The sequence below is a fragment of the Bradyrhizobium oropedii genome (genome assembly GCF_020889685.1).
Taxonomy (GTDB): domain Bacteria; phylum Pseudomonadota; class Alphaproteobacteria; order Rhizobiales; family Xanthobacteraceae; genus Bradyrhizobium; species Bradyrhizobium oropedii.
The window spans coordinates 1-23,989 of the sequence record NZ_JACMYO010000030.1 but is presented as its reverse complement, the minus strand read 5'-3'; the positions used below and the strand labels follow the sequence as shown (position 1 = coordinate 23,989).

Genomic DNA, 23,989 nt, shown 5'->3' with positions numbered 1-23,989 from the left:
ATCGGCGGGGTTGACGGACATGGCCGCCACCACCCGACCCGTCACCCTTTGTTAACCATGAGCGCCGTTAATCGGGGCCAGTATTTTCGCGGGATTCTTCACATGCGCGATCTGCGCGCTCCCCTTGTTTGTCTGATTGCTGCGCTCGCGCTGTCGGGCTGCATGGGACGGACGTCGCCGGTCGCCGGCGACCCGGTCCTCGATTCGATGGCCTATGGGCAGCCCTCCTTTGCTGCGCCCGTGGCCTATGCCGAACCTGCGCCGCGCGCGGCCTACAATCTCGGGCCCGGCGACAAGCTTCGCGTCGTGGTCTACGGTCAGGAAGGGCTGACCAACTCCTATGCGATCGACGCCGCCGGCGCGATCACCATGCCGCTGATCGGCTCGGTGCCGGCGCGCGGCCGGACGCCGGCCGGGCTCGCTGCCGAGATCACCGCGCGACTGCGCAACGGCTTCATCCGTGAGCCGTCGGTCGCGGTCGAGATCGAGTCCTATCGGCCGTTCTTCATCCTCGGCGAAGTCGCAGCGCCCGGCCAATATCCCTACGTGCCCAACATGACGGTCGAGAGCGCGGTGGCAATCGCCGGCGGCTTCTCGCCGCGCGCCCGGCGCGACGAGGTCACCCTCACCCACACCGATGCATCGGGCGCGGGCCGCTTCGTCGCTCCCCTGGGCACGCCGATCGGACCCGGCGACACCGTGTTCGTCGGCGAACGCTGGTTCTGATCGATGGCGCAGGATCAAAACCAGCAACAACCGCTTCGGATCCTGCACGTCGTCCGTGCCCCGGTCGGCGGCATCATTCGTCACATCCTCGACGTCGCCAACGGCCAGATCGAGCGCGGTCACCATGTCGGCATCGTCGCCGACAGCCTGACCGGCGGTACCCGCGCCGACGCGGTGCTGGCCGAGATAGAACCGCGCCTCAATCTCGGCGTCCACCGGGTGGCCATACGCCGCGAGCCGCGCTTCGCCGACTTCATGGTCTGGGCCCATATCGCCGGCCTGATCCGCAAGCTGAAGCCCGATGTCGTGCACGGCCATGGCGCCAAGGCCGGCGCCTATGTCCGGCTGCGGCGGCGGTCCAACAAGGTGATCCGGGTCTACACGCCGCATGGCGGCTCGCTGCACTACCCGCTCGACACCTGGAAGGGCCGCTTCTACAGCCAGCTCGAGCGCACGCTGATGAACAGCACCGACCTGTTCCTGTTTGAGAGCGCGTTCGCCCGCGACACCTATCAGCGCACCGTGGGCAAGCCTGCCGGCCTCGTGCGCTGCGTCTTCAACGGCGTAACCTCAGAAGAATTCGAACCGGTCCCCAAGGCCGACGACGCCTCCGACGTGGCCTATGTCGGCGAGTTCCGGCGCATCAAGGGCGCCGACCTCCTGATCGACGCGGTCGCCAAGCTGCGCGCCGAGGGCAAGCCGGTGACGCTGACGCTCGGCGGCGACGGCGAGGAATTCGAGCGCCTCAAGGAGCAGGTGAAGCGGCTGTCGCTCGGCGATGCCGTCCGCTTCATCGGCCACGTCAAGGCGCGCTTCGGCTTCTCCAAGGGCAGCGTGCTGGTGGTTCCCTCCCGCGGCGATTCGATGCCTTATGTGGTGATCGAGGCGGGAGCGGCCGGTGTTCCGATGATCGCCGCCAATGTCGGCGGCATCCCGGAGATCTTCGACACCCACACCGACGCCCTGTTCGCGCCGAGCAATGCGGCCGCGATGGCCGATGCGATCAAGGCCGCGCTCGACAACCCCACTGCGACCGCGGCGCGCGCCGAACGACTGCGCGAGCGGATCTCCGAACATTTCTCGCAGAACGCAATGGTCGAGGGCGTGCTGGCCGGCTATCGCGACGCATTTGCCAAACGTTAACCATTTCTTGCGCACGTAACCGTTTCTTCCGATTTGTCCCCTTAAGTCACGTCCCGGGGAATTTCGCTGCTGCGCGCGGATGCCCATCTGCAAGCGCAGGAATGGACGTGGACTCGTGGAACCGTTTAACGCACGCTCGATGCTGGATGCCGCTGCGTCTGCGACGGCCGCTCGGCCGCAGGTCGAACGCCGCCGCCGCCTGTCGCCGGCCGCGCTCGCCGTTACCAATCAAAAAGTTCGCGGCGCCTACTCGCCGGTCGTGATCGCCGGCGTGGTTCGCCTCGCCGATTTCGTGCTGCTCAGCCTGGTCGGCGTCGGGCTCTATTTCGCCTATGTCAGGCCGCTCGCCGGCGACATCCATTGGGGATACATCGCGTCGATCCTCGGCATGTCGGCTGCGGCCGTGGTCTGCTTCCAGGCGGCCGACATCTACCAGGTGCAGATATTCCGCGGCCAGCTCCGCCAGATGCCGCGGATGATCTCGTCGTGGGCCTTCGTGTTCCTGCTGTTCATCGGGGTCTCCTTCCTGGTCAAGCTCGGCGGAGAGGTCTCGCGGGTCTGGCTGTCGTCGTTCTTCTGCGTCGGCCTTGCGGTCTTGATCGCCGAACGGCTGGCGCTGCGCTCGATGGTACGCGCCTGGGCGCATGACGGCCGGCTCGATCGCCGCACCATCATCGTCGGCGCCGACCAGAACGGCGAGAAGCTGATCGAGGCGTTGAACGCCGACGATGATTCCGACATCCACATGCTCGGCGTGTTCGACGACCGCAATGACGGCCGTGCCATGGATACCTGCGCGGGCTCGCCCAAGCTCGGCAAGGTCGACGACATCGTCGAGTTCGCCCGCCGCACCCGCGTCGACCTCGTGCTGTTCGCGCTGCCGATCTCGGCGGAGACCCGCATCCTGGAGATGCTGAAGAAGCTCTGGGTGCTGCCGGTCGACATCCGCCTGTCGGCCCATACCAACAAGCTGCGCTTCCGCCCCCGCTCCTATTCCTATGTCGGCAAGGTGCCGACGCTTGATGTCTTCGAGGCGCCGATCACCGACTGGGATCTGGTGCTGAAATGGCTGTTCGACCGCGTCGTCGGCGGCCTGGCCTTGCTTGCGGCGCTGCCGGTCTTGGGACTGGTGGCGCTCGCGGTGAAGCTCGACAGCCCCGGCCCGGTGCTGTTCCGACAGAAGCGCTTCGGCTTCAACAATGAGCGCATCGACGTCTACAAATTCCGCTCGCTCTACCACCACCAGGCCGATCCCACCGCCTCCAAGGTGGTGACCAAGAACGATCCGCGCGTCACCCGCGTCGGCCGCTTCATCCGCAAGACCTCGCTCGACGAATTGCCGCAGCTGTTCAACGTCGTGCTGAAGGGCAATCTCTCGCTGGTCGGCCCGCGCCCGCACGCCGTGCAGAGCAAGCTGGAGAACCGCCTGTTCGACGAGGCCGTCGACGGTTACTTTGCGCGCCACCGCGTCAAGCCAGGGATCACCGGCTGGGCGCAGATCAACGGCTGGCGCGGCGAGGTCGACACTGACGAGAAGATCCAGAAGCGCGTCGAATACGACCTCCATTACATCGAGAACTGGTCGGTGCTGTTCGACCTCTACATTCTGCTCAAGACCCCGTTCTCGCTGATTACAAAGAACGAGAACGCGTACTGAGATCTGAGACCAACTGCCGTCATTGCGAGCGCAGCGATGCAATCCATGCTGCGGCTCGGGGATAGGTGGATTGCTTCGTCGCTTCGCTCCTCGCAATGACGAAGCAATCGAGTGTTTTGTACCGCGTTGCGTGAGTATCCGATGGCCTATGCGGCGACAGCCGGGACGTCCCAATCGCTGCCATCGGCGCCGTCAGGCGTGCTGGCGTTGCAGCGGGCGCTGGTGTGGCTGGCCGGCGCGTCGATGGCCATCGTATTCATCGAACCGAGCCCGTATGAACTCGTCACGCTGACCGCCTGCGTGCTGTTCTTCGCCACGGGCCTGCGCATGCAGCTGGTGTTCATGCCGCTGCTGTTCACGCTGATCGTGCTCAATGTCGGCTACAGCATCGGCGCGGTGCCGTTCCTCGACAAGCCGGAGGTGGTGAACTGGGTCCTCACCTCCTGGTACATGGCCGTCACCGTCATCTTCTTCGCCATGGTGATGTCGGAGGACACCGAAGCCCGCCTCGACATGCTGCGCCGCGGCCTGATCGTCGGCGCGATGATCGCTTCGCTCGCGGGCATCGCCGGCTATTTCCACCTGGTGCCCGGCGGGTACGATCTGCTGACGCTGTATGATCGCGCGCGCGGCACTTTCAAGGATCCCAACGTGCTCGGCGCGTTCCTGATCCTGCCGGCGCTGTTCACGCTACAGAGCGTCGTCTCCGACCGCTTCGGCAAGGCGTTTCGCAACGCCATCGCCTTCGGCATCATCTCGCTTGCGATCCTGCTGTCGTTCTCCCGCGCCGCCTGGGGTGGCCTCTTGATCACCGCAGCCTTCATGCTGGCGCTGATGGTGTTCACCAGCCGCTCGCAGGCGCAGCGCTCGCGCATCATCGTGATGACGCTGATCGCGGCGGTCCTGGCTGTTGCGCTGATTGCGGTGCTGCTCTCGATCGGCTCGGTCGCCGACATGTTCAAGCAGCGCGCAAGCTTCGACCAGAGCTATGACGAAGGCCGCTTCGGCCGGTTCGGCCGCCATATCCTCGGCGCCCAGATGGCGCTGGAATTGCCGTTCGGCATCGGGCCGCTGCAATTCCACACCTACTTCCCCGAGGACACCCACAACTCCTATCTCAATGCGTTCATGTCGGGCGGCTGGATCTCGGGAGTCTGCTATCCGGCGCTGGTGTTCGTCACCGGGATCATCGGCTTCCGCTACGTGTACACGCGGGTGCCGTGGCAGCGCGGATATCTCGCGGTGTTCTCGGCATTCCTCGGCTTCGTCGGCGAGAGCTTCATCATCGACACCGACCATTGGCGGCATTTCTGGATGATGCTGGGCACGATGTGGGGCATGTACGCGGCGGCCGAGCACTACCGCGCGAGATCGACCGAAATCATCGACGAGACTTCGGCGGCATCTTGAGATCGGCGCGCTGTTCCGGCGGCATCTCGATCACCGCCTTCAATGCTTCGGTCGCCTGCAAGACGCCCTTGTAGCCGTCATTGGCGAAGCGCAGCAGCAGGCGCAGCTCGTCGTCGGTGTAGCTGCTCCAGAGCTTGAGCATCGCCTCCTGCATCGGCACGTAGAACTTGCCGATTTCCATCGCCTTTTCCTCCACCACCGAGATGAAGACCTTGCGGCGATCACTCTCGTCCCGCTCGCGTCGCACGTAGCCGGCCTTCTCCAGGCGATCGACCACGCCGGTGATCGCACCGGTGGTCAGCCCGGTGACTTCGGCGAGCCTTCCTGCGGTGACGCGGCCTTCAAGGTGGAGGATGTCCATGCACTCCATGTCGGAATTGGAAATTCCGGCCATGTTTGCAACGGCTTGGCCATACATCACGCCCTGCGCCGAGGATCGCCGCATGGCCTCCTCGAGTTCCTGCATCAGCGCATCGCGCGATTTGGCGCTTGACAAGTGCGACCTCTTACCTCAGAAGATAAATATCTTAGCAACTAAGATAATTAGCCGCTAACCCTTCCTAGCCGACAAGGATGCATGGAGCAAGACATGATGACCAGACGTCCCCGCAAGGCACTCATCATCGGGGCCGGGATCGCCGGTCCGGTGACCGCGATGTTCCTGACCCGCGCCGGCATCGAGGCCGAGCTCTATGAGGCCTGGCCCTACTCCACCGGGATCGGCGGCGGCCTGCAGATCGCGCCCAACGGCATGCATGTGCTGGCAGAGCTCGGCCTTGCCGACGAACTGATCCGCAACGGCTCGATCGCGGAGTCCTTCGACTTCTATTCGCAGAACGGCAAGAAGCTCGGCTCGCTCAATCAGAACATGCAGCAGCGCTTCGGCCAGCCCGCGGTGAACATGTGCCGCGCAACCCTCAACGAGACGCTGATCGACAAGGCCTGGGCCTCAAACGTCTCGGTGTTCTTCGATAAGAAGCTGGTCAGGATCGAGGACCGCGGCGACCAGCCCGTCATCGCCTATTTCAACGACGGCACCACCGCCGAGGGCGATTTCGTGATCGGCGCCGACGGCGTGCATTCGGCGGTGCGGCGGCACGTGATCCCGGACGGCCCGACGCCGTTCGATACCGGGCTGATCGGCTTCGGCGGCTTCGTGCCGCGCGCCGTGATCGAGCACCTGCGGATCGGCCAAAAGATCGAAACGACGTTCGGGCAGAGCGGCTTCTTCGGTTACGGGATGTGCAGCCCCGATCCGGAGACGGGCGCGATGTGGTGGAGCACGCAGCCTTCGCACGGCATGACCGCGGCCGCCTACCGGTTGCAGAGCCAGGGCGCGATCAGGCAGCATCTGCGCGATTTCCACGCCGGCTGGCATGCGCCGATCCCCGATATCATCGCGGCCGCAGAGGACATCGTGGTGACCGACACGCTCGACGTTGCGACGCTGCCGACCTGGTCGCGCAAGCGCACGCTCTTGATCGGCGACGCCGCGCACGCCACCAGCCCGCATGCCGGTCAGGGCGCGTCGCTCGCGCTCGAGGACGCCCTGCGGCTCGGCACGCTGATGCGCGACGGCCAGGAGCTGGGCATGACGTTCCAGGCCTTCGAGCACGAGCGGCGCCCGCGCGCCGAGAAGATCGTGGCGATCGCCCGCCGCAACGGCAACAGCAAGCGCGAGTTCAGCCCCACCGGCGCCTGGCTTCGCGATCACATGCTGAAGCTGATCCTGCCGGTGTCGTCGAAGGGCATGGACTTCATGTACGCGTACAATCCGCGCGCGGCGGCGTAGCCACGACTGTCATGCCCTCGCGAAAGCGGGGCATCCAGTATTCCAGAGACGTTTGTGCTTGAGCGGAGAAGCCGCGGAGTACTGGATCGCCCGGTCGAGTGCCGGGCGATGACATCGAGGACAACTACTTCTCGACCTCGAAGGTCAGTCCGGCGTGATCGACCAGGCGCTTGATCAGCTTGCCCTGCATCGCGGCTCCCGGGGTCCAGAAGCCCGGTGCGACATCGGGCGTGTCGCGCAACAGGCAGATCGCGCATTCCGAGATCATCTTCGAGGTCGAGCCGTAGCCGGGATCGCGATCGCCCTTGATGCCGGCGCGGACCATGCGGCCGTCGGGCGCCACCGCGAGATAGAGCAGATCGTAGCGGCCGTTCTCACGCTCTTCCTTTGACGGGCCCTCGCCCGGCTTCGGCGCGCTCGGCCCGGTCTTCTCGGAATTCAGCGCCATCACCTTCTTGGCATTGGCCTCGCCCTTCTCGCCGGGCCCGGTCAGGACCATCTCGTCGTAGACGAAGTCCTGTCCGTAGGGAAAGCCCATCAGCATGTTGGAGCGGTGGACGTTGCGCGTGTTGATCAGCGCCATCATGAACGGCGCGGTCCAGGAGTGCAGATCCTCCTCGTAAGCCGGCTTGCTGCCGCGCGGCTGCTTCGGGCCCTCGAAGCCCGGCGTCAGCGCGAACGGATTGTTGAGGATCGCGACCAGGCTGAGGTCCTTGGCGACCGCATCGAACGTCGCCTTGGCGCTCGCCGCGGTGCCGCCGGACAGCGTGCCGCGCATGTCGCGCACGCGGCCTTTGACGCGCGCGGCCGGCGCGCCGAACACGCGCTTGGCCTCTTCCTGCACGAAGAATGCGCCTAGCTCGAACGGCACCGAGTCGAAGCCGCAGGAGAACACGATGCGCGCGCCGCTGGCCATTGCCGCCGCCTCGTGCTTGTCGATCATCTGCCGCATCCAGACCGGCTCGCCGCAGAGATCGAAATAGTCGGTGCCGCTTTCCACGCAGGCTGCGATCAGCTCATTGCCGTAGAGTTGATACGGACCGACCGTCGAGATCACCGATTTGGTCTGCGCCAGCATCGCCTTCAGCGATGTGGCGTCGCTGGCATCGGCAACGATCAGCGGCGTGTCCGAAGGCGCACCGATCGCATCGCAAACCGAGGCGAGCTTGTCCTTGCTGCGCCCGGCCATCGCCCATTTCAGGCTACTGTTGCGATAATTCGCCGCGAGATATTCGGCGACCAGTTGGCCGGTGAAGCCGGTCGCGCCATAGACGACGATATCGAGTTTCGACGAGGACATGGATCAGGCTCCCTGCGCAGCGAATTGGGCGCCCTTTTGTCATCGCGGGCGCGGCGACGCAATCGGCTATTTCTTGGCGTAGGACACGCCCATGCCGGCGCGCACGTCGGCCTGGATGCCATAGGGCGCGATCGGGTAGCGCAGGCCGTTCTTGGCGAGCTGCTTCATACCCGCGATCGCCTTCACCAGATAGGCCGGCGGCAGCGCCATCAGCATCTCCTCGTCGGGCACGCCGCCGTAGCGGCGCTCGGCGAAGCACGGCAACGACAGGCTCGGCTCGCCGGTCTTCAGCGCCCGCCCCCACGAATCCGCGCAGGCGGTCTCGCCGACAACGCCCCATTCGAACTTCTTGTAGCCGGTATACTGGAGACCGTTGATCAGGATGATCATCTGTCCCGGCGTCGCATAGACGAGGCAGATGTCGGGCGGATTGAGCCGGCCGCTGGTCAGCGGGCTCACCGCCATCGCCTGGTACTGGCCGTAAGGCACCACGTCGAGCGCCTCCTGGCGCTTGCGTGCGTCTTCGGCCGTACCGTGCCAGACGCCGACATAATTCTCGCCGGCAAGCCACTTCTCGTCCTGTGGTGCGAGCCCGATCACCGCACGGCATTGCGCGCCGACCAGATCGTCGCCGGTGATGCCGACGGTCCAGCCGAGCCGAGAGGCCATGCTGACGATCTGGTCGGTGGTATGAACCGCCGACGGACGGCGGATCTTCGGGATCGCTTCCATCTCCTCGACCCGCGCGAACATCTTGATGCCGATGACCGTGGTCTTCAGCCGCAGCAGATTGTTCAGGTCGGTGACGATCGCGCCGAGGTCGAACTGTTCCGGTGATGTCTGCTGTTGCATGGCGAAAACTCCCGTGATCGGCGGCTTGGCGCCGCCTGTTGGCGTGATGTTAGCCCGATTGGACAAGGGAAGCGACAAGCTCGTGCTGCGGCTCAACGTGCGGCCGGTCCGGGCAGCCAATCATCGGTCTTGCCGGCCAGATGATACGCGACCAGCCCGATCCACTCCCGTGTCCCGAGATCGGTACGCGATAACCCCTCGATCGCAAGCGTCGCGAAGCTCATGACATTGCCGACGCGCCAGTCGACCGGATAAGCCTCGACATTGAATCCCGCCTTGCGGAACAACCCGACCGAACGCGGCATGTGATAGGCCGAGGTCACGAGCAGCCAGCGCTCGCCCGGCTTGGGATCGACCAGTGCCTTGGAGAACTCGGCATTCTCCACCGTGTTGCGCGAGCGGCGCTCGATGACCAATCGCGATCCGGGAATACCGAGGCTCTCGAACATCTCGGCGGCATAGTCGGCCTCGCGCGCATCGTTCGAGATCAGGTTCGCGCTGCCGCCGGTGAACACGAGCCGCGCGTTCGGATATTTGCGCGCGAGCGCCGCCGCCGCGATGACGCGATCGGCGGCACTGCGCACGACAGGCGTGGCATGCGCGACCGACAAATCGGCATCGATCGAGCCGCCCAGCACGATGATGCCGTCGGGCGCGCCGCGCGAGGCGTCCCATGGCGGGAAGCGCTGCTCCAGTGCGGAGATCAGGATATTCCCGAGCGGCGAGAAGCCGCAGATCGCGAGCAGCAGCAGTGCGGTAACCATCAGCCGGCGGCCGAGGCGCGCAAACCGCGTCGGCAACAGCACGGCGCCGATCACGCCGATACCGATCAGGAAATTGATCGGCAGCAGCATGATGCCGAGCGTCTTGGAGAGCGCAAAAAACAAGGGAAGCCTCTGCGAAGTTCTGCTACAGCGTCATACGCTGCTGGGAAACCAATCAAAAGCCGTCACATGACCCATCATCACCTGAAATCCAGTCCTGAAACCTGCCATTGGGGCTTCTTCGAAGCAAAGCTGAAGCCGGTCCTCACGATCGCCAGCGGCGACGAGGTCACGATCGAGACCGTCAGCGGCGGCGCCGACGTGGTGCCCGACCGCAGCAAGTTCTATGTGCCGCCGGAGCTCGACGACATCCATGCGAAGAACGAGCGGATGGTGCCCGGGCACATCCTGACCGGCCCGATCGCCGTCAGCGGGGCTGAGCCCGGCGACGTGCTCGAGGTCGACATCCTCGACGTCCAGCTCCGCCAGGACTGGGGCTACAACCTGATCAAGCCGCTGTCCGGCACCCTGCCCGACGATTTCCACGAGACCCGCATCCTCAACATCCCGCTCGATCGCGGGCGCATGGTCGGCCGCATGCCCTGGGGGCTCGACCTGCCGCTGAAACCATTCTTCGGCGTGATGGGCGTCTCGCCGCCGCCGGCCTGGGGCCGTATCTCCTCGCTGATCCCGCGCGCGATCGGCGGCAATCTCGACAACAAGGAGCTCGGGGCCGGCGCCAAGCTCTATCTGCCGGTGTTCGTGCCGGGCGCGCTGTTCTCCTGCGGCGACGGCCATGGCGTGCAGGGCGACGGTGAGGTCTGCGTCACCGCGATCGAGACCGCGCTGACCGGGCGCTTTCGCCTCACCTTGCGCAAGGATCTCAAGCTCGGCTATCCGCGTGCCGAGACCGCTGACCATTACATGACCATGGCGATGGATCCCGATCTCGACCAGTGCGTGGTGCGGGCGCTGCGCGACATGATCGTGCTGCTCGGCGAGAAGCGCAATCTGTCGCGCGAGGACGCCTACACGCTGTGCAGCCTGGCCGCCGACCTGCGCGTGACGCAGACGGTCAACGGCTCCAAGGGTATTCACTGCATGATCGCCAAATCGGTGGTCCACGGCTGACCACCTCGTCATTCCGGGGCTCGCGAAGCGAGAACCCGGAATCTCGTGCTTGGTCCGCGCGCAAGCCGATCTCGAGATTCCCCGGTGCGCAATTGCGCACCCGAGGATTCGATGCTGCGCATCGCTCCGGAATGACCGAGGGCCAAATAGCCGCACTTGTGTTCGGCAAGCGCCGCTCGATACAATCCTCCTTCCAACGAACAAAAATGGACGGGGACGGACATGCTGAAGGACAGGCTTTCGCCGGCCGACGAGGCTGCGCGTGACAAGGAGATGCAGGAGACGCTCGCCGCCTGCCCGCGCATCCTCGATCTCATTGCCCGCGGCCCGCAGGCCGCGCCGGACGCCGAGGCCGCGATCTATCTGCGCTCGCCGCTCGATCCCAATCCGGTCGTGATCTCGAACGATCATTTGATGGGCTGCATCAAGGCCGCCGAAAACTATTTCCGCAGCCAGGGCATCGGCAAGGATGATGCGGTCGCGATCCTGCTGCCGGCCTGTCCGGCGAGCGTCGTCGCGATCTTCGGCGCCGCTGCCTGCGGTGTCGGCGAGCCGCTCAATTTGCTGTTCACCCGCGAAGCGATTGTCGCCCAGCTCAATGCCATCAATGCGAAACTGCTGCTGGCGCCGCCGCCCGGCATGCCGGGCGGGCTCTATGAGAGGATCGAGGGGCTGCAACGCGAGGTGCCGTCGCTCAAAGGCATCGTGATCGTGCCGCTCGACGGCGCCATCGCGTTCGACGGCAAGGTGCTGCAACCGGATCCCGCCTGGCGCGACGACTACGGCAAGTCGAAGGATATGAGCGAGGCCGACCGCGTCGCGGTGATGCTGCCGACCGGCGGCACCACCGGCCATCCCAAGGTGGCGCGGCTCACCAACCGCGCGATGGTCGCTTCCACCGTCTCCTCGCGGATGGCACTCGATTTCCATCGCGGCGAGCGTGCGATGATCACGATGCCATTGTTCCATGTCGGCGGCCTGTTCTGCACCACGGCCAATTGCCTTGCCGCCGGCACGACGATGGTGATCCCCGGCCCCGCCGGCGCGCGCGATCCGGCGCTGGTCCGGAACTTCTGGCAAATCATCGAAACCTACCGCATCAACATCGCCGGCAACGTGCCGACCATACTCGGGGCGCTGGCCGACGTTCCGGTTGGACAGAGCGACATCTCGACCCTTCGCGTCACCGCCACCGGCGCCTCGATCTGTCCGCCGGAGATCGAGCGGCGCTACCTTGCGACCTGGGGCGGCGCCTGCATCCAGCAGCTCTACGGCATGACCGAACTCGCCGGCGCCATCACCCATGACGTGCACGGCGTGAAGCCGCGCGCCGAAAGCGTCGGCACCCGCAATCCGCTGGTCGAGCTTGCGATCCTCGAAGGCAACAAGCTGCACACCGGGCCGTGGCCGTCGCCGGTCGGCGAGCTCCTGACCAGGGGCCCGCAGGTGTTCGCCGGCTACGTCGACAAGAAGCAAACCGATGAGGCGTTCCGCGACGGCTGGCTGCGCACTGGTGACATCTGCCGGATCGATGCCGACGGCTTCGTCTACATTCTGGGCCGCGCCAAGGACGTCATCATCCGCGGCGGCCACAACATCGATCCGCGCGTGATCGAGGACGCCGCGCTGGCGTTTCCGGGCGTGGCGCTTGCCGCCGCCGTCGGACGCCCCGACACCTACGCCGGCGAAGTGCCGATGCTGTTCGTCTCGGCCCAGCCCGGCACCCACATCGATCCGAATGCGCTCGCCGCTTTCGTGCAGGACAACATCCTGGAGCCGCCGGCGCGCCCGCGCGTGGTGTCGGTGATTGCGGAGATGCCGGTGACGCCGGTCGGCAAGATCTTCAAGCCGAAGCTGCGCGAGATCGCCGCCGGCGAGGCCGCGCGTGAGCTGCTGGCGCTGGAAGGATTGTCGGGCGAGGTCAGTGTCGACGCCATCACCGACCCGTCCCGCGGGCTGTACCTGAGCGTGAAAGCGCCTCCGGACAAGGCCGAAACGGCTGAGCGACTTCTCAAGAAGTTCCCGGTTAAGGTCGAATTGCAACCCTAACTATCTCATTCACCTCAATAATCTGACGAGGTCACCGCGCTGGAGTTGAGCTCCGGCGCGGCTATCCGCATTTTTCGGTGTACGGCTTGACGGACGGCCACATTCCTAAATAGACTCTAAATAGATACTTTTCAGTACAGGCGTTCAGAGTTAGCGTTTCACCATGGCTACGGAAAAGGCCGAAACCGACCGCGTCCCGGTCACGTTGGCGCTCTCGACCATCGGATACCTCGAGAGGCTGGTGAGACAGGGCACCCACGGCACGAGCGTCCCGGGCGTCGCACGGACATTGATCGAGGAAGGCATTCGGCTCGCCATCAAGGACGGGTTGCTTGCAATCCGCGATAACGGTCGCGCGCCCTGAGAGCATGATCCCCCGCGACAAACGCGAAGCGTTTGCGCGGAGCTCAAGAACTAGGGGCGCGTGTGCCGGCGCGGCGGTTCAACACAGAACGTGGAACCGTCAGATGATTGCCAACGAACCGACACTTCAACCAACCTGGACGCCGGAGCGCGTCGACCAACTCAAGATCTATTTCGAAGCCGGCCTCTCCTGCCGCGACATCGCCGTCAATATCGGCGTCAGCCGCAATGCGGTGATCGGCAAGCTGTCGCGGCTGAACCTCATGCGCACGACGCCGGACGAACGCCGCGCCCGGCGCAAGAAATCAGCCGCGCACGCCGCGCAACGGGCGACTGCGAAGCAGCAGCTCCGGTTGCTCCAGGCGGTCTACGAAGAAGAACCCGACGAGGCGCCGGTCGTCAGCGCCAACAATTGCTCGCTGTTCGAGCTCAGCGAGCAGCGCTGCCGCTGGCCGATCAGCACCCCGGGCGCCGACGATTTCTGCTTCTGCGGCAACCCGCCGCTCGGCGGCATGCCCTATTGCTCAGGGCATTACCGCCTCGCCTATCAGGCGGGATCACGCCAGCGCGCGATGCGCGGGTAGTCGATAGCAACAAGGAAGCGCTGATCCCGTCATCCTGAGGTGCGAGCGGAGCGAGCCTCGAAGGATGAACGGCCCCACAGTCGGGCCGTCGACCCTTCGAGGGCCGCTGAAGGAGCGGCCACCTCAGGGTGACGGGTCTTCTGTAATCAGCCGACCTTCCAGCCGGTCGCCGCAACGAGGTCCTGGTAGAACTCCGGCGTGTAGGCCTGTTCCGGGGTCTTGCGCACGCGCTCGTCGAGCAGATGCGCGTCGTCGCCGACCAGGATGCGCCAGCGGTCGGCCTTGACGCCGTCAAGGATGATCTTGGCGGCGGCCGCCGCCGTGGTCGGCGCCTCATTGTGGAAGATGCGGGCACGATCCAGCGCGAGCTGCTGGATGTCGGCATCCGACATCTTGGCGACATCAATTCCCTGCCCTTGCAGCCGCTGACGGACCTGTTTGAGCTCGTCGACGTTGAGCTGGTCGGCGCCGTTCTGCACCTTGCGCGAGTTCGACACGATCGAGGTGCCGATGTGACCGGGCATCACAACAGAACACTTCACATGCGGCGCGTTGAGACGGAGATCGTTAATCATCGCCTCGGTGAATCCCTTCACCGCGAATTTCGCCGCGCTGTAGGCCGTGTGCGATACGCCCAAACCGACCGAGGCCCAGAATCCATTGACGCTCGAGGTGTTGACGATGTGCGCCTCGTCGGCCTTCACCAGCAGCGGCAGGAAGGTGCGGACGCCGAGATAGACGCCGCCCCAGCAGATGTTGAAGGTGCGCTCCCATTGCTCGCGGGTGTTGGTGAACAGGCTGCCGCCGCCGCCGATGCCGGCGTTGTTGAACAGCAGGTGGATCTTGTCGGTCGCCTGCTGCTCGATCAGTTCGTCGCGGAAACGTTTGTAGTGATCCTCGATCGAGACGTCGGCAACGTGCGTGGTGATGCGCAGGCCCTGCGGCAACTTCTCGACCTCGCAGAGCCGCTTGGTCTCGGCCATCGCCTCGGCCGAGACGTCGCACATCGCGACATTGCATCCCTCGGCAACCAGCTGCCGTGCGAGCTCGCGCCCCATGCCCGTGCCGCCACCGGTGATGACGGCAATCTTTCCGGCAAAATCCTTCATGTGAGATCCGTTCCTTCCCTGACTTTCTTGCCCTGCTTCTTCTTCATTCGGCTGGAGCGCGGATCGCAGTCCCAACCACTTGGCTGAGACACCTTACATCAGCGAATTATCGCCCAGCAACGGCGCCCGTCCCTCACGCGCAAGTGAGCCGCTTGCAGCAGATTGAAGCAGACGGCGGCGTAACGAGACCATTCCGCGCGGCGAACAATCCGACATCGACAATCGGAGACGATGATCGTGAACATCCTGAACGGACTCGTCGCGACAACGCTGATGGCGATCGCAACCGGAATTTCCAGCGCCGCCGCTGCAGACGGCACGCAAGCCCGCGTCAAATCACGGCGCTGGTGAGGACAGCTTCACGCTGAGCAAAGCGCTATTCGGCAGTCTCGATGCGCACAGCAGCGCGGCGCCGCAGGACGCTGGTGCCGGCGCTCACCGCCAGCTTGAAGAGGCCGCGCCACGAGAAGTCGATGACCACTTCATGGTGCCGCAATCCCTTGCCGCCCTTCACCAGCCCGAGATCCCGTATCAAGCAATAGTGGCCGCTGCTCATGCGCGCCAGCCGGCTGTTCTTGAAGCGTCCCATGAATGACGAGAATGCACTGCGGATCGATTCCGTCAAATCTTGACGGCGTCGAATCGGCGCCGGGACGTGTGCCCGCTTGCGATCGGCAATTGCCGGTGGCCGCGCGCGTCACGATGGAAGGCGCAGCTCAGGCTCAGGCCTTGAATCAAAAACCTCCGGCAGGGCATTGCCGGAGGTTTGGGAGGCTTAGCAGCAAGCTAAGAGCCATCATTCAATGTGTTGGCCAGTCCGTATATAGTTTAGTAGATCAGGTAAGTAAATAAGTTTGCGGCCAATGAATCGCATGGCTCGTCTTCGTCGTTCGCGTGGGCCGAAATGACGCAGCTGGAAGCTCTATAAACTCAGGCCTGGTGCAGTTTCTTTCACGCCAACCGGCAACCATGTCGCGCGAAGTCGCAGCACCATCCGCTACTGATATTCGCTAAACAAAAACCCCGGCAGTTGCCTGCCGGGGTTCTGTTGGATCGTGATCAGATCAACCGGGATTACCAGTTGCGCTGAGCGCGGAAGAGCATCTGGACAGTGTCCTGATTCTTCAGCTCGTAGGTCGCGACCGGCTTGCCGATACCAGCCGACGAGGTGGTGATCGTGCCAGCATACTTCTGATCGAGATGGACGTAGGTCACGTCTGCCGAGAAGGTCAGGTTCTTGACCGGGGTCCAACGGGTGATCAGGCCGAGCTGCCCGATGTTGTAGTCGGGGTTGCAGCTGGTCACGCCAGCGCCGCCAGCGAAGGCTGCGCGGAACGTGCCACCGACGCCGCCGACGCCGCAGATGAGCGACTTAGCCGTGTCGTTGTACATGACCGCAGCGTAAGCACCGTACAAGCTGGTGTTCCAGTAGGGATCCCAGTTGTGGGTGTACGCGCCGCGGAAGCCCCAGGTCTTGATGGACTGCTGCTGACCGCCGGGGCCGAACACCGTGTCGGGTGCCGTACCGAAGCCAACGCTGCCATAGGCGCCCGGCAGGTTCGAACCGCCGTAGATGGCGATCGAGCTGAGGCCGCTGGCCAGTTCCTGGATGTTGTAACGGGTCGCACCGTCGGTGTAGACGCCCTGGATGTTGATGGTGTCGCCGGGTCCGGTCGGGATGTTCTTGATCGACAGGGCCAGTGCACCAGCCCAGCCCCACTTGTCGTCGGGATGACCGGTCAACTCGGTGCCGCCGTAGTAGGCAGCGTGGTTGTCATGCGCAGCGATCGACGCCTGGAAGATGCCCCAGGCCTGATCGACCTTGAGCGAGGCGACGAAGTCCGGCGCGACCGTGCCGGCGTAGTCGCTGGAGCCGTAAGCGCCGCCAACACCGAGGTTGTTCACGCCAGCCTGCATGTACGCAACCTGGTCCTGCGCCGACAGAGCGAGCGACACGCCGTTGCCGAACTGCGCGGTGTAGGTGAACTGGTTGATGCCGTTGGTGGTGTTCACGCCGCCGACGAGAGCGTCGTAGTTGTTGCCCGGATAACCGTTCCAGGGAGCAGCGAACTGCGAGACCGCCTTACCGATGGTGAAACCGGCGAACTGGATGAAGGCGTAGTAGACGCCGACCGTGCCGGCAGCGACGTTACCCGAACCGGCATTGTTCGGCGCAGCAGACGAACCGATCGCCGAGTAGACGCTCGAGCCGTTGCCCTGGCCGGTGTAGGTGTCCGAGGTCCAGGTGAACACCGCATCGAAATAGGTGCGGACCACGCCGTACTCGGTCGCGGTGCGCGTATCGATGTTCAGGTCTTCACGCGAACGCCAGGTGTAGCCGTTGGTGAAACGGTTGTTGGCACCGCTGGCACCGTTGGTGTTCGGGCCGTAGACGCCGTTGCCGTTGACAACCAAGTCAGCGCGCACATAGCCGCCCAGCTTGATGCAGGTGTCGGTGCCGGGGATGTAGTAGAAGCCCGGACCATAAAGCGAGCAAACCTTCACGTACTCGACCGCTTTGGCCTTCACGGGAAGATCGGCCGCCTGTGCCCCGCCGACCGCGACCAGCGCAGCAGCCGAGCTCAGAATAAGGCTCTTCGCCAATTTCATATTAAACCTCCAAGTTGCTCATATGCGGAGAGTCCGAGGCCGCGAGCGCCCCGTGATCCTCCCGCATTGTCCAAGACCGTTTTCCCCAAACCCCGCACCCGCAGATCAATCTGTGGTGTGCGACGGACTTGAACGATCACCGCAACGGGACGATCGAGATTCCCCTACCGCCGGGTTCAATATGCATTGGCGAGTTCGCCAATCAAAATAGTTTATAAAGTCAGGAATGCGAATGCGGCCACACTGTGGCTCGTCAGCAACGCTGCCCCTAAGCCCCTTGCATCCATGGGCAAATTTGTCGCACCTCAAAAAGCTCAATCGTCACATGAGCATCATAATTGCTTTGCGTTCACTTGCCTTCCTGACCGACTTACGAGAAAAAATACCGCGCCGAGCGGGAATCAAGAAATAAATCAGCAAAAAGCTGAGTCGGCACCTAGGGAAGGGGAAGCTGTGTCAGTGACCAGGAAGGATACGACGCGCCTGCGCGCCATCGAGCATCTCGACATCATCAAGCGCTTTACGCTCGAGATCTCGTCCATCAATTCGCATCTCGAACGAGTCCGCCAACTCTGGGGCAAGGCGCTTGGCGTCAGCGGTCCGCAGTGGATGATTCTCATCGCCATCTCGGATCTCGACAAGGATGACGGCGTGCCGATCAACGTGGTGTCGAAGCTGCTGCACGTCGATCCGTCGTTCGTGACCACGCAGTCGAAGCTGCTCGAGCAGAAGGAATTGCTGCATCGCTCGCCCTCCCCGGCCGATGCCCGCGTGGTTCGGCTGTCGCTGACCGACAAGACCAGAAAGCATCTGGCCGGCCTCGCCGAGCAGCACAAGGCGTTCAAGAAGACCGTGTTCGAGGAATTCAGCGAGACTGAACTGGCCGAGTTCACGGCCAAGCTTGCGATGCTCAACAATCGCCTGGAAAAGGCCTGCCTGATCGCCGCGATGGATATCGAGAACTGACGCGGCGGGCCGCATTGGGCGGAAAATAGCGCCGTCGAATGCTTTCAGGGAACCGATGCCGCCCGGATGGCAGCCATTATAAGGCCTACTCCGCCTTGCGCGAACACAGGATCGCGGCTAATGGAACGGCATCGGAGCGTGGCGCAGCCCGGTTAGCGCACTAGTCTGGGAGACTAGGGGTCGGAGGTTCAAATCCTCTCGCTCCGACCATTCTTTAAATTCAGCCGTCCTTCATCGCCGCGTCGATCATCTGTCGACAGGCAACCAGCTCTTGCAGCACGCGTTCGAGCCGCTCCCGATCCAACGACGGAACGGAGGGGCGCACCAGCGGTGCCGCGGACGCTTTCCCCGGGTGGGCGTGCGCCTTGTAGGTCGACAGGATCGGATCTTCGTCGGGATCGACGAATCGGTAGTCGATTCCCTTCTCGTCGCCGTCGCCCTCCTCGCCGTCGAAATCGAGGCCGTCATTGCTCTCGGGATCGTCCGGCTCGGCCATGCTGTTGCCGACCGCCTCCTCGACCGCGCCGAACGAAACCGCCGCAGTCTGGTCGGCAATGCCCTGCACCGATTTGATGCCGTGCTCTTTCAGGATCCGCTGCACACCGCGGATCGTGTAGCCCTCGCCATAGAGCAGCCGGCGGATACCCTTGAGCAGGTCGACGTCGTCGGGCCGGTAATAGCGGCGTCCGCCGCTGCGCTTCATCGGCTTGATCTGCGCGAAGCGCGTTTCCCAGAATCTCAGCACATGCTGGGGAATATCGAGCTCGTCAGCGACTTCGCTGATGGTACGGAACGCATCCGGCGCCTTGTCCAAATGCCCGCTCCTCTGGCTTCAATGCCTGGAGCCTCATCCGTTCCGATTGGATCGGAACGGGGCCCCAGATTCTGGTTTTGCCGCGTTTTCTTCACGCGAACCGGGTATCCACTTCGCTTGAAAACGCTCTAATCGGCCTTGCTGCCGTCGCCATTGGTGACGACATGGCCATTGATCCGCTGCTTCAGGATCGCCGACGGCTTGAACACCATCACCCGCCGCGGCGAGATCGGCACCTCGGTGCCGGTCTTCGGATTGCGGCCGATACGCTGGCCCTTCTTGCGCACCATGAAGGAGCCGAATGAGGACAGCTTCACCGTCTCGCCCTTTTCCAGGCAATCGGTGATCTCCTTCAGCACCAACTCGACAAACGCCGACGATTCCGTGCGCGACAGACCCACCTTTTGGTAGACCGCCTCACACAAATCGACGCGCGTAACTGTTTTTCCGGTTCCCGTGGTCATCGCCTGCCCCGCACTCTCGGCGAACAATTTCTTGACTGAAATTAAAAGCTTAGCGCGCAATGGTCAACAGCGACCAGCATCCGGGCGCCGGAAAGATGCCGGCAACCTGCTGATACTCTTTGGCGATGCGCTACCAGCGCACGAGCGCCGAGCCCCAGGTGAAGCCGCCGCCCATCGCCTCGAACAGCACCAGATCGCCCTTCTTGACGCGTCCGTCCTTCACCGCGACCGACAGCGCCAGCGGGATCGAGGCCGCCGAGGTGTTGCCGTGCTTGTCGACCGTCAAGACCACCTTCTGCGGCGCAATATGAAGCTTGTGCGCCGACGCATCGATGATTCGCTTGTTGGCCTGGTGCGGGATGAACCAGGTGATGTCGTCGGCGTTCAGGCCGGTGGCGTTGAACGCATCGACGATCACGTCGGTGATCATGCCGACGGCGTGCTTGAACACCTCGCGGCCCTCCATCCGGAGATGTCCGACCGTCTTGGTCGAGCCGGGACCGCCGTCGACGAACAGCTTGGACTTGTGGCGCCCGTCGGAGCGCAGATGCGTCGTCAGCACGCCGGGATCGCTGATCGTGCCGGAATGCTGCTGCGCCTCCAGCACAACCGCGCCGGCACCGTCGCCGAACAGCACGCAGGTGCCGCGGTCGCTCCAGTCGAGGATGCGCGAGAAGGTTTCGGCACCGATCACCAGCGCCCGCTTGTGGCTGCCGGCGCGCAGGAAATTATCCGCGGTGGTCAGCGCAAAGACGAAGCCGGAACACACCGCCTGCAGATCGAAGGCCACGCCGTGGTTGATGCCGAGCGCGTGCTGGACTGCGACTGCGGTGGCCGGAAAGGTGTTGTCGGGCGTCGAGGTCGCCAGCACGATCAGGTCGATCGACTGGGCGTCGATGTTGGCGTCGGCGAGCGCGGCGCGCGCCGCATTGATCGCAAGATGCGAGGTGAACTCGTCATCCGCCGCGATGTGGCGCTCGCTGATGCCGGTGCGCTGCACGATCCAGTCATCCGACGTGTCGATCCGAGCAGCCAGTTCGGCATTGGTCAAAACCCGCTGCGGCAGATATGAGCCGCAGCCGAGCACTACCGAACGTATCGCAGTCACGAGACAGCCTCCTGCGCGGTTTGCGCCTGCACCAGCGCGCTACCGTCGCGGTTTAACATCTGATTGATCTTGGTGAGGAGATCGAAGTGGGCCATCTCATAGCCAACATCGACCGCATAGGCAAAGCCTTCCGCGTTGGTGCCGCCGTGGCTCTTGACCACCACGCCCTTGAGGCCGAGCAGCAGGCCGCCATTCGACTTGTTGGGATCGAGCTTGTCGCGCAGCTTCTGGAACGCGCCGCGGGCAAGCAGATAGCCGATCCGCGCAAGCCAGCTCGACGACATCGCCTCGCGCAGCAGCGTGAACATCTGGCGCGCGGTTCCCTCGGCGGCCTTGAGCGCGATATTGCCGCTGAAACCTTCCGACACGATGACGTCGGTCAGCCCCTTGCCGATCGCGTCGCCCTCGACGAAGCCGACATAGTTGAACTGGGTCGAGTTCATCGCGCGCAGCATCTCGGCCGCCTCGCGGATTTCCCCATGCCCCTTCATCTCCTCGGACCCGATGTTGAGCAGGCCCACGGTCGGCCGTTCGAGGTTGAACAGCACGCTCGCCATGGCGCTGCCCATCACCGCCAGCGTCGCCAGATGACGGGCGTCGCCGCCGATCGTGGCGCCGAGATCGAGCACCACGGAATCGCCGCGCAGCGTCGGCCACACCGCGGCGAGCGCCGGACGGTCGACGCCGGGCAGCGTCCGCAGATTGAGGCTCCCCATCGCCATCAATGCGCCGCTGTTGCCGGCGGAGACCGCGACATCGGCCTCGCCATGCTTCACCGCGTCGATCGCGAGCCACATCGACGAGGCACGGCGGGTTCGCCGCAGCGCCTGGCTCGGCTTCTCGTCATTCTTCACGGCGACGTCGGTATGGATCACCTTCGATACCGCCTTCAGCGCCGGATGCTTGGCCAGCTCCGGCTCGATCTGGGCCCGGTCTCCGACCAGCAGGAATTCGCTGTCGGGATGACGACTCAACGAAATCGCGGCGCCGGGTATGACGACCGATGCGCCGACATCGCCCCCCATGGCGTCAAGCGCGATTCGAACCTTTTGAGGCATGAACGTCCCGGAAGCCTGCTCTCCCACAGCCCTTCAGACGAAGACCGCGAGCTTGAAGTCACCGCCGTCAACGGCGCGCGGCCAAACACCAAATCGGGTTCCGGCCGGGCCGCGACAATAGCGTGTCCACGGTCCGGCACAACCTCTTGACCGCAAAGGATGGACTCGCCGAACCGTCACACACCGCGGTCGAACAATACCAGAAATACATTGTACTTCAATGTATTATGACAGTTATTTGAAGTGACGCCGAACACCGCTCGCGCAAGCCTGCAGACAAGCCATCCCCTCAAATGTTGGCGCGAGCTGCCCTCAATTGCCCTCAGTTACCCTTGGGCTTCTTGCCGTTGGCCTTGTCCTGCAGCGCCTTCAGCGCCGCGAAGGGATGATTTTCCGGATCAGGCGCCTCAACCTGTTGTTCAAAGACCGCATCCGCCCTGCGCGGATGCGGGTCTATGCCGAGAAACAACGCATCGGTGGCGAGCCGGCCGAGATCGATGAAGCCGCCGACGATCGGCTCCGGCGGGTCCGGCGTTTCCTCATCGCTGTCCTCGGCGTCGTCGACCAGGTCGGCCATCTCGGGAATCTGCTCGGGCGGCGCGAACACCACGTCGATCGGCTCGTCGATCTCGTTCTCGATCGGATCGAGCGTCACCACGCAGGTCTGCCCGATCCGGGCCTGAACGCGGCCGGTGACGTGGTAGCTGCCGTCGCGCTTGGGCTGCAGATCGAACTCGGCATGCGCAGAGATGACTTCACGCAGCTCCGCGACCTCGGCCATTGCCTTGCGCGCTGCCTCGTCGGCCGAGATCTCACGATGCAGGCCGGTCTCGGGGATCTGCGCGACATTGACCAGCACGCGCCAAGGGTCGCGGTCATCGCGGTTGCGCGGTGCATCGGGCCGTCCTGTGGTGTCGCTGGTCATGCCGGGGTCCCCGCAGCCTGCGGCGCGGGAAACTGCCACGCGCCCTTGGTCAGCGCCGCGAGGTCAGCCTGACCCAGCACCGTCATCGCCTCGCGGGCATAGGCGGCCAGTTCGCGCGCCTTGTCGAGGTGCTGGCCATTGAGGATGTTCTTGCAGAACGACTCGGCCAGGGCCCCCTCGCCATCGGTCAGCGCCAGATCATAGGCTGCGGTACGGCCGTAAAAGGCCTCGCCGAACGCCTGCATGCGCTTGGGCACCGTGAGGTCGCCGACGCCCATTTCCCTGAGATTGTCGTCCATGTCGATGCAGAAATGGTCGAAAAGGGCCTGCGACAGCTCCACGCCGCCCTCGACGGATTTCAATCGCCGCAGCACCAGCCACAGATGCATCAGAAGCAGGTCAAAACGGCCATTAACCGTGTCCGGAACGCCCAAGTCACGGTAAAACAACGGTTCTCGCGCCTGCGTCACGATCATGCCATAGATGGTCTCAATGGTGCTGCGCGCGGGCACCCGGGGTTTTCTGAAGTGATTGAACGGCCAAAGCATGACGGGTTCCGGCTGCCGGTCCCCAAAAGACCCTGTTGAGGGGTCGCCCGTGGCGCTCGGCACGATTGCAATCCATTGAGCTGCCCGGTACGTCAATGCCCCGGCCGATGCAAGAGGACGGATCAGTTCCGCCGATGAACCACACCCTTCCAAGACAGTCTCGCGTGGCTTCCGCGCGCGGGTTCCTTTCGCGCTTCCGTGCCATCGCGGTCGTTGGCCTCATCTGCTCCGCGGCGCTCGGCGGCTGCACCGGCGAACAATTCCAGAAGGGCTACATCCTGCCCGATGGGGCGCTCGAGCAGATTCCGATCGGCGCGAGCCAGGATCAGGTGTTGATCGTGCTCGGCACGCCGTCGACGGTGGCAACGCTGGATGGTGAGGTGTTCTACTACATCTCGCAACGGACCTCGCGCCCGGTCGCCTTCATGAACCAGCACGTGGTCGACCAGCGCGTCATCGCGGTTTACTTCGACAAGAACCGCCAGGTGCGCCGGCTCGCCAATTACGGCCTGAAGGACGGCAAGATCTTCGACTTCGTAAGCCGCACCACGCCGACGTCGGGCCAGGAAATGTCTTACCTGACACCGCTGTTCAAGCTGCTGAGCTTCAACTAGCA

Annotated in this window: 24 protein-coding genes and 1 tRNA gene; 12 read left to right on the top strand and 13 right to left on the bottom strand. The window is 64.0% G+C overall.

The features are described 5' to 3' along the window. Positions 1-102: 102 nt before the first annotated feature. From H8A95_RS11255 to H8A95_RS11240, 4 genes are all read left to right on the top strand, one after another. Positions 103-726, top strand: a complete 624-nt coding sequence (locus H8A95_RS11255) for a polysaccharide biosynthesis/export family protein (protein ID WP_229183233.1) — start codon at positions 103-105, stop codon at positions 724-726. A gap of 3 nt (positions 727-729) precedes the next feature. Then, a complete protein-coding gene (locus tag H8A95_RS11250; RefSeq protein WP_229183232.1) occupies positions 730-1,869 on the top strand; it encodes a glycosyltransferase family 4 protein in 1,140 nt (379 codons plus the stop codon). Positions 1,870-1,984: 115 nt separating this feature from the next. After that, complete coding sequence (locus H8A95_RS11245) at positions 1,985-3,526, top strand: undecaprenyl-phosphate glucose phosphotransferase (RefSeq protein WP_229183231.1); 1,542 nt, start codon at positions 1,985-1,987, stop codon at positions 3,524-3,526. A 141-nt stretch (positions 3,527-3,667) separates the two neighbouring features. Then, entirely contained in the window at positions 3,668-4,936 is a 1,269-nt protein-coding gene (locus tag H8A95_RS11240) for an O-antigen ligase family protein (RefSeq protein WP_229183230.1), read from the top strand. Here H8A95_RS11240 and H8A95_RS11235 read toward each other — a convergent pair. Next, positions 4,908-5,381 (bottom strand): MarR family transcriptional regulator, encoded by a 474-nt coding sequence (locus tag H8A95_RS11235; protein WP_420839374.1) that lies wholly within the window; start codon positions 5,379-5,381, stop codon positions 4,908-4,910. The two genes, H8A95_RS11240 and H8A95_RS11235, sit on opposite strands and share 29 nt — an antisense overlap. Before the next feature lie 147 nt (positions 5,382-5,528). Between H8A95_RS11235 and H8A95_RS11230 the strand changes: the two genes are divergently transcribed. Beyond that, the gene (locus H8A95_RS11230) at positions 5,529-6,728 is read left to right on the top strand and encodes an FAD-dependent oxidoreductase (RefSeq protein WP_229183229.1); all 1,200 of its coding nucleotides are present in this window, start codon (positions 5,529-5,531) and stop codon (positions 6,726-6,728) included. Between the two features lie 124 nt (positions 6,729-6,852). Here the strand turns inward: H8A95_RS11230 and H8A95_RS11225 are convergent, their stop codons facing one another. The 3 genes from H8A95_RS11225 to H8A95_RS11215 all read right to left on the bottom strand — a co-directional run bounded on the left by H8A95_RS11225 (position 6,853) and on the right by H8A95_RS11215 (position 9,767). After that, entirely contained in the window at positions 6,853-8,028 is a 1,176-nt protein-coding gene (locus H8A95_RS11225) for a saccharopine dehydrogenase family protein (RefSeq protein ID WP_229183228.1), read from the bottom strand. Between the two features lie 66 nt (positions 8,029-8,094). Further along, positions 8,095-8,880 carry a DUF169 domain-containing protein gene (locus H8A95_RS11220; protein ID WP_229183227.1) on the bottom strand — a complete coding sequence of 262 codons (786 nt, stop codon included), beginning with the start codon at positions 8,878-8,880 and terminating at the stop codon, positions 8,095-8,097. Positions 8,881-8,972: 92 nt separating this feature from the next. Further along, positions 8,973-9,767, bottom strand: a complete 795-nt coding sequence (locus H8A95_RS11215; RefSeq protein ID WP_229183226.1) for a YdcF family protein — start codon at positions 9,765-9,767, stop codon at positions 8,973-8,975. A gap of 66 nt (positions 9,768-9,833) precedes the next feature. Here H8A95_RS11215 and H8A95_RS11210 point away from each other — a divergent pair, with 66 nt between their 5' ends. The 4 genes from H8A95_RS11210 to H8A95_RS11195 all read left to right on the top strand — a co-directional run bounded on the left by H8A95_RS11210 (position 9,834) and on the right by H8A95_RS11195 (position 13,771). Further along, the gene (locus H8A95_RS11210; protein WP_229183225.1) at positions 9,834-10,775 is read left to right on the top strand and encodes an acetamidase/formamidase family protein; all 942 of its coding nucleotides are present in this window, start codon (positions 9,834-9,836) and stop codon (positions 10,773-10,775) included. 222 nt (positions 10,776-10,997) lie between these two features. After that, positions 10,998-12,824 carry an AMP-binding protein gene (locus H8A95_RS11205; protein ID WP_229183224.1) on the top strand — a complete coding sequence of 609 codons (1,827 nt, stop codon included), beginning with the start codon at positions 10,998-11,000 and terminating at the stop codon, positions 12,822-12,824. 163 nt (positions 12,825-12,987) lie between these two features. After that, complete coding sequence (locus H8A95_RS11200; RefSeq protein WP_044542480.1) at positions 12,988-13,188, top strand: hypothetical protein; 201 nt, start codon at positions 12,988-12,990, stop codon at positions 13,186-13,188. A 103-nt stretch (positions 13,189-13,291) separates the two neighbouring features. Then, on the top strand, positions 13,292-13,771 hold the full coding sequence (locus H8A95_RS11195; protein WP_229183260.1) for a GcrA family cell cycle regulator: 480 nt from the start codon (positions 13,292-13,294) through the stop codon (positions 13,769-13,771). A gap of 146 nt (positions 13,772-13,917) precedes the next feature. Here the strand turns inward: H8A95_RS11195 and H8A95_RS11190 are convergent, their stop codons facing one another. From H8A95_RS11190 to H8A95_RS11180, 3 genes are all read right to left on the bottom strand, one after another. Beyond that, positions 13,918-14,880: an SDR family oxidoreductase gene (locus H8A95_RS11190; protein WP_229183223.1), complete on the bottom strand. Its 963-nt coding sequence runs from the start codon at positions 14,878-14,880 to the stop codon at positions 13,918-13,920. Positions 14,881-15,256: 376 nt separating this feature from the next. Next, on the bottom strand, positions 15,257-15,505 hold the full coding sequence (locus H8A95_RS11185; RefSeq protein WP_420839373.1) for a hypothetical protein: 249 nt from the start codon (positions 15,503-15,505) through the stop codon (positions 15,257-15,259). A 449-nt stretch (positions 15,506-15,954) separates the two neighbouring features. After that, on the bottom strand, positions 15,955-17,490 hold the full coding sequence (locus tag H8A95_RS11180) for a porin (RefSeq protein WP_229183222.1): 1,536 nt from the start codon (positions 17,488-17,490) through the stop codon (positions 15,955-15,957). A gap of 453 nt (positions 17,491-17,943) precedes the next feature. Here H8A95_RS11180 and H8A95_RS11175 point away from each other — a divergent pair, with 453 nt between their 5' ends. Both H8A95_RS11175 and H8A95_RS11170 read left to right on the top strand, forming a co-directional pair. Then, a complete protein-coding gene (locus H8A95_RS11175) occupies positions 17,944-18,456 on the top strand; it encodes a MarR family transcriptional regulator (RefSeq protein ID WP_163162412.1) in 513 nt (170 codons plus the stop codon). A 132-nt stretch (positions 18,457-18,588) separates the two neighbouring features. After that, positions 18,589-18,666 (top strand) — tRNA-Pro (locus H8A95_RS11170). Between the two features lie 10 nt (positions 18,667-18,676). On the opposite strand, the gene H8A95_RS11165 is transcribed toward H8A95_RS11170, so the two are convergent. The 6 genes from H8A95_RS11165 to H8A95_RS11140 all read right to left on the bottom strand — a co-directional run bounded on the left by H8A95_RS11165 (position 18,677) and on the right by H8A95_RS11140 (position 23,373). Beyond that, positions 18,677-19,270, bottom strand: a complete 594-nt coding sequence (locus H8A95_RS11165; protein WP_229183221.1) for a MerR family transcriptional regulator — start codon at positions 19,268-19,270, stop codon at positions 18,677-18,679. Positions 19,271-19,398: 128 nt separating this feature from the next. Then, a complete protein-coding gene (locus H8A95_RS11160; RefSeq protein ID WP_035631661.1) occupies positions 19,399-19,734 on the bottom strand; it encodes an integration host factor subunit alpha in 336 nt (111 codons plus the stop codon). Positions 19,735-19,864: 130 nt separating this feature from the next. Beyond that, positions 19,865-20,842: a beta-ketoacyl-ACP synthase III gene (locus H8A95_RS11155; protein WP_229183220.1), complete on the bottom strand. Its 978-nt coding sequence runs from the start codon at positions 20,840-20,842 to the stop codon at positions 19,865-19,867. After that, entirely contained in the window at positions 20,839-21,900 is a 1,062-nt protein-coding gene (plsX, locus tag H8A95_RS11150; RefSeq protein ID WP_163163377.1) for a phosphate acyltransferase PlsX, read from the bottom strand. The genes H8A95_RS11155 and plsX overlap by 4 nt, the downstream gene beginning before the upstream one ends. Positions 21,901-22,222: 322 nt before the next feature. Further along, positions 22,223-22,825 (bottom strand): YceD family protein, encoded by a 603-nt coding sequence (locus H8A95_RS11145; protein WP_229183219.1) that lies wholly within the window; start codon positions 22,823-22,825, stop codon positions 22,223-22,225. After that, the gene (locus H8A95_RS11140) at positions 22,822-23,373 is read right to left on the bottom strand and encodes a ubiquinol-cytochrome C chaperone family protein (protein ID WP_229183218.1); all 552 of its coding nucleotides are present in this window, start codon (positions 23,371-23,373) and stop codon (positions 22,822-22,824) included. Before H8A95_RS11140 ends, H8A95_RS11145 begins: the two co-directional genes overlap by 4 nt. A 134-nt stretch (positions 23,374-23,507) precedes the next feature. Between H8A95_RS11140 and H8A95_RS11135 the strand changes: the two genes are divergently transcribed. Beyond that, entirely contained in the window at positions 23,508-23,987 is a 480-nt protein-coding gene (locus H8A95_RS11135) for an outer membrane protein assembly factor BamE (RefSeq protein WP_420839372.1), read from the top strand. Positions 23,988-23,989 lie beyond the last annotated feature (2 nt).